The 15,308-nt window shown below is 65.0% G+C and carries 10 protein-coding genes; 5 read left to right on the forward strand and 5 right to left on the reverse strand.

Going from position 1 to position 15,308, the window contains the following annotated elements:
• Window positions 1-72: 72 nt before the first annotated feature.
• From XI03_RS37215 to XI03_RS37225, 3 genes are all read right to left on the reverse strand, one after another.
• Entirely contained in the window at window positions 73-753 is a 681-nt protein-coding gene (locus tag XI03_RS37215; RefSeq protein ID WP_028143358.1) for a redoxin domain-containing protein, read from the reverse strand.
• Between the two features lie 21 nt (window positions 754-774).
• Window positions 775-4,092 carry an adenylate/guanylate cyclase domain-containing protein gene (locus XI03_RS37220; RefSeq protein ID WP_271594906.1) on the reverse strand — a complete coding sequence of 1,106 codons (3,318 nt, stop codon included), beginning with the start codon at window positions 4,090-4,092 and terminating at the stop codon, window positions 775-777.
• Between the two features lie 183 nt (window positions 4,093-4,275).
• Complete coding sequence (locus tag XI03_RS37225; protein ID WP_271594907.1) at window positions 4,276-7,410, reverse strand: CHAT domain-containing tetratricopeptide repeat protein; 3,135 nt, start codon at window positions 7,408-7,410, stop codon at window positions 4,276-4,278.
• 374 nt (window positions 7,411-7,784) lie between these two features.
• Here XI03_RS37225 and XI03_RS37230 point away from each other — a divergent pair, with 374 nt between their 5' ends.
• Complete coding sequence (locus tag XI03_RS37230) at window positions 7,785-9,047, forward strand: MFS transporter (RefSeq protein ID WP_271594908.1); 1,263 nt, start codon at window positions 7,785-7,787, stop codon at window positions 9,045-9,047.
• Window positions 9,048-9,053: 6 nt separating this feature from the next.
• Here XI03_RS37230 and XI03_RS37235 read toward each other — a convergent pair whose 3' ends face one another.
• A complete protein-coding gene (locus XI03_RS37235; protein ID WP_038949013.1) occupies window positions 9,054-9,728 on the reverse strand; it encodes a Crp/Fnr family transcriptional regulator in 675 nt (224 codons plus the stop codon).
• A 337-nt stretch (window positions 9,729-10,065) separates the two neighbouring features.
• On the opposite strand from XI03_RS37235, the gene XI03_RS37240 reads away from it, so the two are divergent.
• A complete protein-coding gene (locus XI03_RS37240; RefSeq protein ID WP_095425735.1) occupies window positions 10,066-10,887 on the forward strand; it encodes an ABC transporter ATP-binding protein in 822 nt (273 codons plus the stop codon).
• Window positions 10,884-12,815 (forward strand): long-chain fatty acid--CoA ligase, encoded by a 1,932-nt coding sequence (locus tag XI03_RS37245; RefSeq protein ID WP_271594909.1) that lies wholly within the window; start codon window positions 10,884-10,886, stop codon window positions 12,813-12,815. Before XI03_RS37240 ends, XI03_RS37245 begins: the two co-directional genes overlap by 4 nt.
• A 68-nt stretch (window positions 12,816-12,883) precedes the next feature.
• Here the strand turns inward: XI03_RS37245 and XI03_RS37250 are convergent, their stop codons facing one another.
• Window positions 12,884-13,249: an endonuclease domain-containing protein gene (locus XI03_RS37250; protein WP_271594910.1), complete on the reverse strand. Its 366-nt coding sequence runs from the start codon at window positions 13,247-13,249 to the stop codon at window positions 12,884-12,886.
• Window positions 13,250-13,329: 80 nt separating this feature from the next.
• Here XI03_RS37250 and XI03_RS37255 point away from each other — a divergent pair, with 80 nt between their 5' ends.
• Both XI03_RS37255 and XI03_RS37260 read left to right on the forward strand, forming a co-directional pair.
• Complete coding sequence (locus XI03_RS37255; RefSeq protein ID WP_018317428.1) at window positions 13,330-14,223, forward strand: branched-chain amino acid ABC transporter permease; 894 nt, start codon at window positions 13,330-13,332, stop codon at window positions 14,221-14,223.
• Between the two features lie 3 nt (window positions 14,224-14,226).
• Window positions 14,227-15,300 carry a branched-chain amino acid ABC transporter permease gene (locus XI03_RS37260; RefSeq protein ID WP_018317429.1) on the forward strand — a complete coding sequence of 358 codons (1,074 nt, stop codon included), beginning with the start codon at window positions 14,227-14,229 and terminating at the stop codon, window positions 15,298-15,300.
• The last annotated feature ends 8 nt before the right edge of the window (window positions 15,301-15,308 follow it).

A 15,308-nucleotide genomic window follows, 5' to 3' on the forward strand; every position in this document is an offset into this window, starting at 1 on the left:
GCGGCACCACCTCGAGCGCACCGGCTCGTGCCTGCTGCGGTCGAGAGCACCACGCCAACCGCGCGACGATGTCTAGCCCGCCACCTGCGAAGCCGCCGACATCAACTCACCCGGGCTCGGCATCCCGAACATGCGCTGGCCGCCTTCCGGAACTTCTGTAAAGGCCCAGCGCACGACCCCTTCCCGATCGAGCAGGAACTGGCCGAATAGCTGGCCCTGGCCGGTTGCAGCCATGCGCTGATCGGCCTCCATCATCTCGTAGCCATCCTTGTTGTTGAGCTGCTCGGCGGCTGCCAAACGATTCATCGGCCCGGGCAATTCTCCGGGAATGTCAACTTGCATGCCCATGACCACATCCATGCCCACCTTGCGCGGCCACTCGGTTTCCTTCTCGGTGAACTCGAGATTGGGCAGGCCGAACGCGCGGTGCGAGACCCGCTCGGGATCGGACGCGGCAAGCAGATTGGGCAACGGGTGATAACGGAAGTAGAGCCGAGCGCGCTCGATCGGCGTATTGACGACCGTCAGACTTTCAACGCCCTTGTCGCGCAGGGCCGCGTCAAGCTGCGCCTGGGCCGCGATATGGCGGCGGCAGAACGGGCAGTGCAGGCCTCGAAACAGGCCGACCAATATCGGACTTTGCCCGCGAAAATCATCGAGCGCGATCTTCCCTTCGCGGGTGATGGCATCCAGCACGATGTTCGGTGCGCGATCACCCGGTTGCAGCGGTCCATCGACATGACGTTCTGGCATGGTTGAACTCCTTCACATGACCTAGTCAAGAAATGGCAGTACAATCAGTCCGGCGGGATCAAGCCCGTGCCTGGTGCAGACGTCATCGGCCAGCGCGAAATACCGCTCGGCCTCGGGCATGTCGCCACGATCAAGGTTCAGCGTCGCGAGACCATCATAGCACGGAAAAAGCTGCTGCGGCTCGCCGGTTTCGCTCGCGACCTTGATCGCCTCATTGTAGCAGCGGGCGGCCTGATCGGGCCGGAAATGGCATTGATGGATTTGCCCGAGCACGATCAGGGGCACGGGGAGATGCTCGCGCTGATCGAGCGCACGGTCGATCTCGATTGCCTTTTCGGCAGCCGGCACCCCTTCCTCGGTGCATTTGTCCGTGAAGGTGCAACAGGCAACGGCGAAATTGGCGAGAAGACGCGCCTGGAACCCGAGATCGCCAATACGATGCGCGACATCCAGTCCGCGCCGACATACATCAATGGCTTGCGCCGGGTCGACAATCGTGTAGAGCACGCTGAGATTGGTGTAGCCGCGGCAGGCCACATTGAGAAGGCCGGCGGCCTCGGCCGCCGCGACACTTTGCTCCACTTCGCACACCGCATCCTGGTGTCGCCCAAGCCGTGCCAGCGCAACCGCCTTGGTATTGAGAGCCTCGGCAATGGCGCGCGCCGCCTCGAGTCCGGCCTGCTCGTCCGCGTCCGCCGGGACGGATCGGGCGTAGCCAAGCGCCTCGTCCGCCCATGTCGCGGCGGCCACGTGATCGCCCATGCGAAACGCGAGACGGCCGCGCTCTTGCAAGAGGTGCGCCCGCTCGATCGGCGCATCGGTCCCTCCAAGCAGGTCAGCCGCCTCGGCGTAATGCCTCTCTGCGTTGATCCGCTTGCCGGCGTCCCACAACAACCTGCCAAGCTTGCGAAGGATTCGCGCTTCGCCAATGCGGTCCTTTTCGGCGCGGTGCCCCTCCAGCGCGCTCTGGTAGTGCTCCTCGGCCGTGTTGCGGCGGCCCGCCGCGGCGCAGAGGTCCGCGATCCGCTCGTACAGAAGCAGGCGCTCCGGCACGCATTCGCCGCCGGTCAACAACATGGCGAGGGCCTGCTGGTAGAGACGGATGGCATCGTCATTGGCATAGGTCGCGCGTGCGCGATCGCCGGCCGCGCGCAGATGGCGGGCGCCTTTCGACTTGTGCGCGCTCAGGCTGAAATGATGGCCCAGCAGGATGAGGTCCTCGAGCCGTTCGGGCTCGCTGCCATAGAGCCGCTCCAGCGCGGCACCAATCCGTCCATGGAGCTCGATCCGCCGCTGCAAGAGCAGGTTTTGATAGATCACGTCCTGCAGCATGGTCTGCGTGAAACGGTAGGATCGCAGCGAGATCGAGTTTGCGCCCGCAACCTCCTCGACAATCTCGGCGTCGCACAGAAGTTCGAGGCCCACTTCGACCTTCGCCGGCCCGGTTGCCGTCGCACCGAGCAGAGCCGCGTCGAAGCGCGGGCCGATCACCGCGGCCTCCTGGGCCAGCCGGCGCACCTCATGCGGCAGCCGGTCCAGCCGCGCCAGCAATAGCGCCTGAATGCTTGCCGGGATGTCGGCGGCGGCCTCATCCGACTTTATCCGCCACTGCGGGCCGTCACGCTCCAAGGCGCCGGCCTCGATGAGACCGCGGATGATTTCCTCGAGGAAAAGCGGATTGCCGCTCGCGCGCTCCAGGATTCGACTGAACAGATTTCCCGGCGGCTCGCGCCAACCGTGACTGAAATAAGCCGCCAGCAGGTTCTGTCCGTCGGCGTCACCGAGCGGAAGCAATCGAAGGGTCGTGTGGCTGATCCGGCCCGAACCGAACTGATCCAGCTCCAGCATTGGCCGATGCGTAAACAACAGCATCAACCGCGTGCGCTCCAGCCGGTCCATCAGGAACCGCAGCGCCTCGAGGGAGACGGCATCGGCCCAGTGCAGATCCTCGACGATGATCAGAAGCGGTGACAAGGCCAGGCGCCGTTCGAAGACGGTCCGGATCGCAAAGAATATCTGCCGCCGGAGCTGTTCGGGCTCGACGTGCTGCAATGCGGCGTCCGGGCCGCCGAGGCCAAGGACATGGACATAGAGCGGCATCAGCCGCTCTGCCTCTTCGGCCGGAAGGCCAAGCTCCGACAGGGCCTCAGCCAGCCTGGCCTCAGCCGCCGCGGCGCTGGCCTTCTGCGCGATCCCATAGGCGCTGCGCAGCACCGCGGCGAGCGTGCCGTAGGATTGTTCGCCGAGGGGCGAGCAGGCGGCCTGCCGGATCGCCACACCTGCGAAGCGCTCCTCATCGCGGATGCGGGCGACGAATTCGTTCACCAGGCGCGTTTTGCCGATGCCCGCTTCGCCGACCAGCCGCACCAGTTGCGCCGCACCGCCGCACGCGCGATCGAGACTGCCGATCATGCGGGCAAGCTCGACGTCGCGGCCGATCAGCGGCGCACTGAGGCCCAGCGTGTCGAGGCCTCGCGCCGCACGCGGCGTGTCGAGCGGTCCCTTGAGACGATGGACCAGGACACTGCCCATCTTGCCCTTGAGCGAGACCTCGCCGAGCGATTCATACGAGAACGCATGCCGGGTCAGGCGGTAGGTCAAGGGCCCGACCAGCACTTCGTCCGGCGGCGCCATCGACTGCAATCGCTGCGCGGTATTCACCGTGTCGCCCGTTACCGAATAGGACTTGGCAACGCCCACACCCAGTCCGCCCGCAACCACGTGCCCGGTATTGATGCCGATGTGGAGCAGCAGCGGTGCGCCGGCATAGACCTTCGCGCGCTCGCTGAGCTGCTCCGTCCGCTTGATCATGTCGAGTGCAGCACGGACCGCCCGCTCCGGATCGTCCTCGTGCGCTGCTGGCGCGCCGAACAGCGCCAGCAGCGCATCGCCGATGAATTTGTCCACGAAGCCGCCAAAGCCTTGCACCGCTTCCGTCAGCTCCTCGAACAATTCGTTCTGAAGGGCCTGCATGACCTCGGGGTCGAGGCGCTCGCTCATCGCGGTGAAGCCGCTGAGATCGGCAAACAGCACGGTAATGGTGCGGCGGTTGGCTTCGTTGTCCATCCTGTCTGGCTGCGGTCGAAAAGCCTGGTGAGGGTCGACCACCGGCGCCAGCGGCGGTGACGACGCTCTGACCGGCGCTGTCGACCGGCCCGGCTGCGCCTGTCCCCCGGCTTTGGGGGGTTCACTGACGAGGGCGCCGCATTTCGGGCAATACGTGAAATCCGGAGCGCATGCATAGCCGCAGCCGGGGCACGCGTTCGGCTGCTTCGTGCCGCACTTCGGGCAGAAGGCAAAGCCGCTCTGAACCTCGGAACCGCAGCAAGAGCAGTTCATGGGTCAAGACCCCGCGGAAGCCGCGATGACGCGGTCTACTGGACCTGTCGGATGGGCCCAGCGACCTGACAAGCATGGGCTCGTCGTGCAGGAAGAGCAAGCGGTGGTTGATTAACGGCCGCGAGCGCCGCTTCACTCATCCCCGCAAACAGCCGGTTCAGCGCGCGGCGGCGCGCTGAACCGCTAGATGGCGCCGGCCCCCACCAGCACGAAGGGCGCCCAAGTTGCGGGCTGCGCGCTCTCGCCGCCCTTGGTGATCAGTGCCGAGATCGAGCGACGCAGCGCCTCTGCTCGGCCGATATCGGGATGCGTCTTCATGGCGTCGATCGTGCCGGTGGTGATGGCGACCGCGGCGTCGGAGTTCACCGCCCAGTGCGACACCAGCAGCGCGCGCGTGCCAGCATAGAAGAAGGCCCGCGCAAGACCGGAGAAGGCCTCCGAATTGGCGGCCTGCCCGCCAGCAGTGTTGCAGGCCGACAGGATCACCCAATCGGCATCGAGCTTGAGGCCGGATATCTCCGACGACGAGAGATAGCCGTCATCGGTGGACGTCGGCGCCGCTGGCGGGCTGAGGATCAGTCCGGGCTCGATCGAGCCGCGCACCTGGCCCGCAAGCGCGCCATGCGTCGCAAAATGCAGGATGCGATACTTCGCGAGATCGCCGCTTTGGCCGAGCGTCTTCATCCTGGTCTCGGAGGCGTCGCCAGCGAGGACGACGTCGCCTTTGACGGGCGTGAAGGTGCTGGCCACCGCGCACAGTTCGAGCGCAGTTTCCGGCAGCGGCATCTGCCGCCTGAGCTGCACGATGTCCGCGGTGCCGCCCGACAGCGCGTCCACGGCGCGCAAGCTCCGTTGTGCGACCTGGGTCGCCTGCGTCGGGAGGACGGCGCAGGTCTGAATCTGGCGCGCCAGCTTGGCACGCGCCATCGCGACATCGCTGCGGCCATCGCCGTCGAGCACGGGATTGCCGATGCCGAGAAAGGGTTTCGACGCCGCGCTCTTGCGTGCGACCTGCCGCAATGCCTTGAGGCTGGAGACTGAAGGCAGCACTGTGGTGGCAAATCGCTGGACCAGCCAGGGCGCCTTCGCGAGGTCCTGGCCGGCAGCCGGCTTCTCGGTCAGCAAGACCTGAAAGGGCAGCGTCGCCAGCGGTCCCGACGGCACCAGGATCAGCTCCTTGCCATCGATGTCGCGCGCGACAGGCCCGAGCAGCGCCTGGTAGAGCGCAAAGGCGCGCTCCTGGTCGAACGGCAATCGCTCGTCCGCCCCAAGCGGGGCCTTGCGGCCGAGCTTCTGCGGACATGTGGTCGCCTTGTCCAGCCATGCATCCGTATCCAGACCGCAGCGCAAGGCACCGGCGGCCTCAGCGATTTGCTTTTCGCCGAGATCCGCCGAATGCCAGCGCACGTCCGAGCGCGTCACGGTCCAGACGAAGGTGGCGCGTGACGTCGTCGTGAACAGCAACATCGCCTCGTTGGGACGAAGCTGCTGCTGGGCATCCTCGATCGCAATCGGCGCCTTCGTTACGAGCGCTGCATAGTCCGGAAACTGCGCAGCGATTGAGCGATCCAGTTCCCGGATTTGACCTGAGATGGCCGAGGCTCGGGCACGAAGCGCCTGCTCCGCCGCCGGGTTGCGCGCAGCATCCGCCTGCGAGATCGCCGCCACGAGCATCTTGTCGGTCGCGACAGCTTGCGCGCCGAGATCCTGCCGCTCGCGGACGCGCGCGGCGAGATCCCCGCTGCCATCGGCGATGCGGGCCGACATGCCGGCAATCGCCCGCGCAGCCTGCTCGTCACCGATCCATTGCGCCGCTTCGAACGCCTCCGATTGCAAGGCGCCGGCCTGCCCCGCATTGGCGTTCGCGAGGTTATATGCGGCTACGATCAGTCCGGGATAGGGATTGGTCTCTTCATGGACCTTCACATCGCCGCGGCTCTCCTGCTCGGCGGCGCGGCGGCCGTTCTGGATCGCGACCGCGCGCGCGAACGCGTCGCGGGCCTGCTGCCAATCCTTCAAATCGATATGATGGGCGCCGAGATTGGCGAAGCTGTTGGCAACATCCGGATGCTGCTCGCCGAGAGCGCGCAGGCGGATATCCAGCGCGCGCTTCAGCAGCGGCTCGGCCTCCTGCGGCCGGCCGGTGCTGTCCAGAATGACGGCCAGATTGTTGAGACTGTTGGCGATCAGCGGGTGAGAACCCCCGAGCGCGGCCTCGCGTATCGCAAGCGACCGGCGCGCGAACGGTTCGGCCTCGGCGTAACGATCGGCCTCGCTCATCAGCGTCACCCGATTGTCAAGCGCGATCGCGACATCCAGATGCGCCGGCCCGAGCGCCGTCTCACGGATCGCCATCGACTTGCGGAACAGCTGCTCCGCCTCCTGCTTGCGATCGAGATGGGCCCAGGCCTCCGCAAGGTTGTTCAATGCCGTCGCCACGTTCGGATGCGCTATCCCGACGGCCTTCTCCTGAATGGCGAGTGCGCGGGTCAGCAGCCCCTCGGCCTCGGCGTCCCGGCCCTCGCGCGAGAACACCAGGGCCAGATTGTTGAGGCTCGCGGCGACATCGGGATGATCAGGTCCGAGCGCCTTCTCCCTGATAGCCAAAGTCCGTCGGGCCAATTGCTCGGCCTCCGGAAGCCGTCCCTGCGCACGGCGGAGCTCGCCGAGATTGTTGAGGGTCGCTGTCAGATAGATGCTGTCCGGGCCATGCTGCTTCTCCTGAAGCACAAGCGCTTCGGCAAAACTCGCCTCGGCCTGCTGTAACCGGCCTTGCGCCCGATTGACCTCCGCGATGTTGTTCAAGGTCACCGGGATCATGATGTCGGCCTGTCCCGGAGACTTCCTGAACACCACGAGCGCACGGTTGAACAGATCGAGCGCCTCCGTCTCCTTCATCTGGCGGTGACGGAGATTGCCGAGCTGCATCCGCGCCAGCGCCGTGGTGAGATGGTCAGGGCCCAGCACGCTCTCGTCGATGGCGATCGCGCGCGACATGTCGCGTTCGGCATCGCCGAGCCTGTTCTGGCCGAGCTCGATCTGGCCCAGCGTGGCGAGCACGGCTGCGACATCGGGATGATTGAGACCAAGGCTCTTCTCGCGAATGACGAGGGCCCGCCTCAGCACGCTTTCGGCCTCGGTGGTCTCGCCTTTCGTCTGGAGCGCCTGCCCCAGCACGACCAGCGTGGTCGCGGTCAGGGGCGATTGTCGCCCCGTGCTTTTCTCGGCCTCAACGACGAGCTTCCTGGCCAAGCCGACCGCCTCGCCGTAGCGGCCCTCCTTCGCCAGCGCCGTAATGCGCTGCATCAGCGCCAACATGTCTTGCGGCCCCGCCTGCCCCGGCGAGACCATGACGCTTACGAGAAGTACAAAACAAAAAGACTGCGCGGCAAACCTCGGCCACCGTACCCACATGCTGCGATCGCTCCGATTCCCCGCGCCCGCGACCTGTTGGGCCACAGCACGATGAAGACACTATGACCGCCTCCTGCGTCCATGGACGAACCGATCGCAGAAACCAGGGGAAGACATTCGCACGGACCGGTCACGCGCCTGCAGCGGACGTGCTGATGCAGCCATGCATGGCAGCATGCGGCCGGTCCGATTGACACGCGCGTCGCCAACGCTACGTTGCTGATCGGAAAGAAGAAACAACAAGGCAAGGGATTCGCCGTGACACGCGTCATCGCGTCTTGAGCGCAGCCGCGCGGCCGTCGGCGCTCGCGCCATTCCGCATCCGCAACTATCGCTTCCAGTGGCCGTCCGACCTGCTCACATCCTGGGCGTTCGAGATCGAGACGCTGGTGCTGGGCTGGTACATCCTGGTCGAGACCGGCTCGGTGCTGCTGCTCACCGTGCTTGCCTCGCTCCAATTCGTCGGGACCTTGGTCGGGCCGGTGTTCGGCATGATCGGCGACCGGATGGGTCATCGCGATCTTCTGGTCGCGATGCGTCTTGCCTATACTGTGCTCTCGTCAACCATCATGGTTCTGGCGCTGACCGGTCATCTGTCGCCGCTGAGCGTCATGATCATCGTCGCGGTCATGGGCCTGATTCGCCCCTCGGATCTCGGCGTCCGCGGCGCGCTGCTCGCCGAGATCATGCCGGCCGAGCAGCTGGTGGGCGCCATCAGCGTTGCGCGCACGACCCAGGACAGCGCGCGCATCGCCGGAGCGTTGACGGGCGCCGGGCTGTTCGCCGTCCTCGGCATTGGCCTCGTTTACGTGGCGATTGCCTGTCTCTACTTCGTGGCCGCGCTTCTCATGCTGTGCCTGACCCGGCCCAAGAGGACCGTCATCACGAGCGATCTTCCGGCGAATAGCCATGCCGTCTCGCGGCTGCTCGGCGATCTGAAGGAAGGGATCGTTTACGCCTGGAGTGGCCCGGGAATGCGTGCGGCGCTGTGCGTCGCCTTCCTGGCCAATCTCACCGCATTTCCCTTCACTGGCGGATTGCTGCCCTACATCGCCCGGGAGATCTTTCATACCGACCAGACCGGCCTCGGTTACCTCTCGGCGAGCTTTGCGGTCGGCTCGCTGATCGGCTCCATCACGCTCAGCCTGGTCGGCGGACTGCGCATTGCCCGGCTTCTGATCGGCGCGACGCTGGCCTGGTACGCCATGCTGCTGGTATTCGTCGAGGTCAGGACCATGCCGGTGGCGATGGCCTGCCTCATGCTCGCCGGCATCGCCCAGAGCATGTCGATGATCTCGGCGGCCGTGATCCTGATGCGCACCGCGAGCGCACACCTTCGCGGCCGCGTGATGGGCGTGCGCATGATGGTGATCTACGGCCTGCCGATCGGATTGCTCGCGGCCGGCAGCCTGATCGACATCATTGGTTATTCCGCGACAGGCTCGCTCTATGCCGCCGCCGGCTTCATCGCGATGCTGGCGATCGCCATCCGCTGGCGCGCCGACCTCTGGCCGGTCCATGCACCCGCCAATGCGCGATGACCGCGCCTAATCCCCATAGCCGCGCAGCCGCTCGATATCGAGGATGGTGACGCCCCCATATTCGAGCCGCAGCAGTCCCTCCTTCTCCAGCCGGTTCAGCGCGCGGTTGGCGTTCTGGCGGGACATGCCGGAGAGCGCACCGATCTCCTCCTGGGTGATCTCCAGATGAGCGGTCGATTCCGGATAGAGGATCGGATTGAACAGTGAGGCGATGCTGCGGGCGAGGCGCGCGGTGGCATCCAGCGTGCGGTTGACCTCGAGCATGCCGATGAACTGGCCGAGCCGTTCGTTGAGCTGGCGCACCAGAAAGCGGTTGAAGCCGACGCTGTTCTCGAACAGCCACATGAAGGCGCTGCGTTCCATCAGCGCGACGCGGCTGTCGCGCAGCGCGACCACGTCATAGCGGCGCGGCTCGTTCTTGAGCACACTGCCCTCGCCGAACCAGGCCCCCGCCGTCAGCCCGGCGAGGCTGGTCTCCTTGCCGTCCCTGGAGACCCCGCCCATGCGGGCAAGGCCGCCCACCATGCCGGCCCAATAGGCAAAAATATCACCGCGCATGAACACGGTCTCGCCGGTGCCGTAGGACCGCTCCGTGATTCCGGCGCGCGCGACCTCGATCTCCGCTTGCGTGAGCTCGCGCGACCAGGCGGCGACGCGCTTCAGTTGATCTTCTGAAATCATGATCTCGCGGCCAGCCGCACCGTTTCGTCACTCCATCTTCTGCTGCATTGCAGCATGATGATTCCAACCGCCATCCGACGAAAGATGAAGGCCGCCGCCGCCCGGCAAACTTTGTCGCAGAATTGTCAGCCGCGAGACATTTCAAAATAGCGCTTTCCCCTATTGAGGACCACCTCGGACGATGCGGCTTTTGATCCCTGACGGGAACGAGAGTGGCGCGGCTCCGGTCGAGACCATCTGCTGCATGGCCTCACCGGCACCACCGTACTAGGATCGCTGGGCAGGAACGGACGAAGAGCGCCACTAAAAAGCGCCATCACCGGGAGGGTTTCGTTTGGTGGCTACCAGTCTTGAAGTGCGCGACGTGTCCTTGCGATTCGGCGGCGTCCGGGCGCTGACCGACGTCGGCTTCTCCATCAGGGAGGGCGAGCTGTTCTCGATCATCGGCCCCAACGGCGCCGGCAAGACCTCGATCGTGAACTGTATTTCCGGCCGCTACAAGCCGACCGAAGGCCAGCTGTACTACCAGGGCCGCGACATCACGGCCCTGACGCCGAACGCCCGCGCCTCGCTCGGCATCGGCCGCACCTTCCAGAACCTGGCGCTGTTCCACCACATGAGCGTGCTCGACAACATCATGGTCGGGCGCCATCACCTCCTGAAGAACAATTTCCTCACAGGCTCGCTGTACTGGCTCACCGGCGCGCGCAAGGAGGAGCTCGAGCACCGCCGCAAGGTCGAGGAGATCATAGACTTCCTCGACCTGCAGTCGGTGCGGAAGGCGCAAGCCGGCACCCTCTCCTACGGCCTGCGCAAGCGCGTGGAGCTCGCCCGTGCCATGGCGCTGGAGCCGCGTCTCATTCTCCTCGACGAGCCGATGGCCGGCATGAACTTCGAGGAGAAGGAGGACATGGCCCGCTACATCGTCGATCTCAACGAGGAATTCGGGATGACGGTGGTGATGATCGAGCACGACATGGGCGTGGTGATGGACATCTCCCACCGCGTCATGGTGCTGGATTTCGGCAAGAAGATCGCCGAAGGCGATCCGGCGACGGTGCTCGCCGATCCCCACGTCAGGCGGGCCTATCTTGGTGAAGAAGACGAGGTGCTGGTCGATCCGGATGACGCTGCACCCGCTCAGGAGAGCGCGGCATGATGGATTACGCAGGCCGCGTCGCACAGGCCGACACCTATCCGAAGATGCTCCGGCTCAATGCGAAGGAGCATGGCAACGAGATCGCATTGCGCGAGAAGGATCTCGGGCTCTGGCGGCTGTTCACCTGGAGCGACTACCAGACCCGCGTGCGCGACTTTGCGCTCGGTCTTCTCGAAATGGGCCTTGGCCGCGGCGACGTCATCGGCATCATCGGCGACAACCGGCCGGACTGGGTGGCGGCGGAAGTGGCGACGCACGCCATCGGCGGCCTCAGCCTCGGACTTTATCGCGACGTGCTGGACGAGGAGGCTTCCTATCTCCTCAACTATGGCGAGGCGCAGCTCGTCTTCGCCGAGGACGAGGAGCAGGTCGACAAGCTGCTCACCCTCGCCGACCGCGCGCCGAAGCTGAAGCACATCATCTATTCCGATCCGCGCGGGATGCGGAAATACGACGATCCCAGGCTGATGTCGGCGGAGAGGTTTGCCGAACTCGGCCGGGCCCGTGCCGCGCGGGAGCCGGAGCTCTACGACAGGCTGGTCGATGCAACCAAGGGCGAGGACGTCGCGATCCTCTGCACGACGTCTGGCACCACGTCCCATCCCAAGCTCGCCATGCTCGCCGCCGGACGCGTGCTCGGCCATTGTGCGACTTATCTCGCCTTCGACCCCAAGGGCCCGGACGACGAATACGTCTCGGTGCTGCCGCTGCCGTGGATCATGGAGCAAGTCTACGTGCTCGGCAAAGGCCTGCTCTGCCGGATGAAGATCAACTTCGTCGAAGAGCCCGACACGATGATGAACGATCTGCGCGAGATCGCGCCGACATTCGTGCTCTTTGCCCCAAGGGTTTGGGAATCCATCGCCGCCGACGTCCGCGCCAAGGTGATGGACGCGACGCCTCTCAAGCAGCGCCTGTTCGACGTTGGCATGAAGAGCGGCCTCGCCGCGCTCGAACACGGCAAGCGCTCGGGCCTTGCCGACGCCATCCTGTTCCGCGCGCTGCGCGATCGCCTCGGTTTCACCCGGCTGCGCTCGGCCGCGACCGGCGGCGCGGCGCTCGGGCCCGAGACCTTCAAGTTCTTCCAGGCCATGGGCGTGCCGCTGCGCACCCTGTACGGCCAGACCGAGCTGCTGGGGGCCTATACGCTGCATCCCGAGGGCAAGGTCGATCCCGACACCACGGGCGTGCCGATGTCCGACAAAGTCGAGATCCGCATCGACAATGCCGACGTCCATGGCGTCGGCGAGATCGTGGTGCGGCATCCCAACATGTTCCTCGGCTACTACAAGAATCCCGAGGCCAGCGTCGCCGACATCAAGGACGGCTGGATGTTGTCGGGCGACGCCGGCTATTTCAACGCGAACCAGCAGCTCGTCGTCATCGACCGCATCAAGGATCTCGCCGAGACCTCGCGCGGCGAACGCTTTTCGCCGCAGTTCATCGAGAACAAGCTGAAGTTCTCGCCCTATATCGCCGAAGCCGTGGTGCTCGGGGCCGGCCGTGATGCGCTCGCGGCGATGATCTGCATCCGCTACTCCATCATCTCGAAATGGGCGGAGAAGAACCGGCTCTCGTTCACGACCTACAGCGACCTCGCCTCGCGCCCCGAGGTCTATGCGCTGCTCCGCAAGGAAGTCGAGACCGTCAACGCCACGCTGCCGCCGGCGCAGCGCATCTCGCGCTTCCTGCTGCTCTACAAGGAGCTCGACGCCGACGACGGCGAGCTCACCCGCACGCGAAAGGTGCGGCGCAGCGTCATCAACGAGAAATACGAAGGCATCATCGATGCCATCTACCGCGGCGATGCCGACATCCCCGTCGACACCGTGATCCGCTTCCAGGACGGCACCACGCAGCGGGTGCGGACGACACTGCGTGTGGTGGATCTCGGCGGACCCGGGCACATGGCGGAGGCGGCGGAGTGACACGGTCTACCGTCGCGAGCGGTGCTGCCCTTCGCCTCTCCCCGCTTGCGGGGAGAGGCCGGAGCGCGTCAGCGATCCGGGTGAGGGGGAGCCTCCGCGAGGGCAGTGACAATTGTTTCGAGAACGCCGACCAAATTGCTCGAAACGTCGTTGTTCCAGAACCGCAGAATTCGATAGTTTCGGTCGATCAGCCATTTGTCCCGCACCGCGTCGTGCGCACTGTCGGCGTGTTGGCCACCGTCAACTTCAATAATCAGCCGGGCCTCGCGGCAAATGAAGTCGACAGTGTATGGGCCAATCGGCTCCTGCCGAACGAATTTGTAACCGTTGAGCCGGCGTGCACGGAAGCGATACCAGAGCGTCCCCTCCGCAGCAGTCAAGGCGGCACGCAAATGCCTGGCGCGCTCCGTCTTGCCCTCATCAGCACCTCGCATGCGGAAGCTCCCCCTCACCCGCCGCGCTTTGCGCGTCGGCCTCTCCCCGCGCGCGGGGAGAGGCGAAAGGTCCACCATACATGAACACCGCCTTCCTCATCCAGCTCCTGGTCAATGGCCTCGTGGTCGGCACGCTCTATGGCGTGGTCGCGATGTCGTTCGTGCTGATCTACAAGGCGACGCAGGTCGTCAACTTCGCGCAAGGTGAATTGCTGCTGGTCGGCGCCTGGGTGTGCTGGGCTCTGCTCGCCAAATATCAGGTGCCGTTCTGGATCGGCATGCCGATGACGCTCGTGTTCATGTTCGTGTTCGGCATCGCGGTCCAGGTCCTGATCCTGCGGCCGATGATCGGCGAGCCCATCATTTCCGTGATCATGGTGACGATCGGCCTCTCCACCGTGCTCCAGGCAACGCTGAAATGGATGTTCGGCGTCAATCCGCAGCCGTTCCCGCGCGTGTTCGAGAGCCAGTCGGTCAGCTTGCTGGGCTTACAGATCCAGACCGTCTATGTCATGAGCCTGGTGGTCTCCGTCGCCATGATGATCGGCATGGCCTGGTTCTTCCGTGCCTCCAAATACGGCCTTGCGATGCGCGCCACCGCATTCAACCAGCAGGTCGCGCAATCGCTCGGCATTTCCGTGAAGAGCGTGTTCGCGATGGCCTGGGCGATCTCGGCGACGGTGTCGGCGGTCGCGGGCGTCGTCGTTGCGGTCGTGAACGGCGTGTCCTCGGGCCTTGCCGCCTACGGCATCAAGGTGTTTCCGGCGGCGATCCTCGGCGGACTCGACTCCGTCGGCGGCGCCGTGCTCGGCGGCATCATCATCGGCCTGCTCGAGAACGTCGCACAATATGTCGACAGCGAGTACCTGCACTGGGGCAATCTCTACGAGATCGCGCCGTTCTACGTCCTCATCATCGTGCTGATGATCAAGCCCTACGGGCTGTTCGGCACCCACGACATCGAGCGGATCTGACCCATGGCCGGCCCTGCCCTCATTCCTGCTGGTGATTTCCGCACCTCTTATGCGGCCGACACCACGATCTTCCCGACCACGACCAGCCGCAACTTCGCCATCGCAGGCGTGCTGTTGCTATGCCTCGCGCCGCAATTCTTCAGCGGATACTGGCTCAGCATCCTGATCCAGATCGGCATCTTCTCGATCGCGGCGCTCGGGCTGAACATCCTGGTCGGCTTCACCGGCCAGATCTCGATCGGGCATGCCGCCTTCTTCCTGCTCGGCGCTTTCACCTCGGCTTACATCTCCAACAACGCGCCGATCCCGGTGTTCTTCGCGATCCCGCTCGCCGGCGTCGTCACCGCGCTGGTCGGCCTGATCTTCGGCATCCCTGCGGCGAGGCTGAAGGGGCTCTATCTCGTCATCGCGACGCTGGCCGCGCAGTATATCCTGCTCGACTTCTTCTCCCGCGCCGAATGGTTCACCGGCGGCTCGGTGCCGGCGAGCGCCAACCCGTTCTCGATCTTCGGCTACACACTGCGCGGCGACAAACAGTATTTCTACGTCGTGCTGGCCTATGTGCTGCTCAGCTACATCCTCGTCACCAACCTGATGCGCACCCGCGACGGCCGTGCGCTGGTGGCGATCCGCGACCATTATCTCTCTGCCGAGATCATGGGCATCAACCTCACCAAATACCGTACGCTATCGTTCGGGCTCGCCGCCTTCTTCGCCGGCATCGCCGGCGCGCTCTACGCGCACTACCAGCTCGTGGTGTCGCAGGAAGGCTTCGGCATCGAGCGCTCGATCCTGTTCCTGGCCATGATCATCATCGGCGGTACCGGCTCGATCATGGGCACGCTGATGGGCACCGCCTTCGTGGTGCTGCTGCCCGAAGGGATGGAGTTCATCAGCCATTATTTGAAGGGCGGCGCGATCGACAAGGCGCTGTCACTCAACACCAACATCACCTTCCTGCGCGAAATCGCGATCGGGGTGATCATCATCGCCTTCCTGATGTTCGAACCCGACGGGCTCGCGCATCGCTGGCGGCAGATCAAGGCGTATTGGAAACTCTACCCGTTCTCGCATTGAGCGCGGGC

This window comes from Bradyrhizobium sp. CCBAU 65884 (assembly GCF_028128835.1).
Taxonomy (GTDB): Bacteria; Pseudomonadota; Alphaproteobacteria; order Rhizobiales; family Xanthobacteraceae; genus Bradyrhizobium; species Bradyrhizobium ottawaense.

Excerpts from the sequence above, each read along its gene's own strand:
- XI03_RS37235 (WP_038949013.1), bottom strand. The coding sequence starts at position 9,728 with ATGATTTCAGAAGATCAACTGAAGCGCGTCGCCGCCTGGTCGCGCGAG.
- XI03_RS37250 (WP_271594910.1), bottom strand. The coding sequence starts at position 13,249 with ATGCGAGGTGCTGATGAGGGCAAGACGGAGCGCGCCAGGCATTTGCGT.
- XI03_RS37255 (WP_018317428.1), top strand. The coding sequence starts at position 13,330 with ATGAACACCGCCTTCCTCATCCAGCTCCTGGTCAATGGCCTCGTGGTC.
- XI03_RS37220 (WP_271594906.1), bottom strand. The coding sequence starts at position 4,092 with ATGAACTGCTCTTGCTGCGGTTCCGAGGTTCAGAGCGGCTTTGCCTTC.
- XI03_RS37215 (WP_028143358.1), bottom strand. The coding sequence starts at position 753 with ATGCCAGAACGTCATGTCGATGGACCGCTGCAACCGGGTGATCGCGCA.
- XI03_RS37245 (WP_271594909.1), top strand. The coding sequence starts at position 10,884 with ATGATGGATTACGCAGGCCGCGTCGCACAGGCCGACACCTATCCGAAG.
- XI03_RS37260 (WP_018317429.1), top strand. The coding sequence starts at position 14,227 with ATGGCCGGCCCTGCCCTCATTCCTGCTGGTGATTTCCGCACCTCTTAT.
- XI03_RS37225 (WP_271594907.1), bottom strand. The coding sequence starts at position 7,410 with ATGTTGGCGCTGATGCAGCGCATTACGGCGCTGGCGAAGGAGGGCCGC.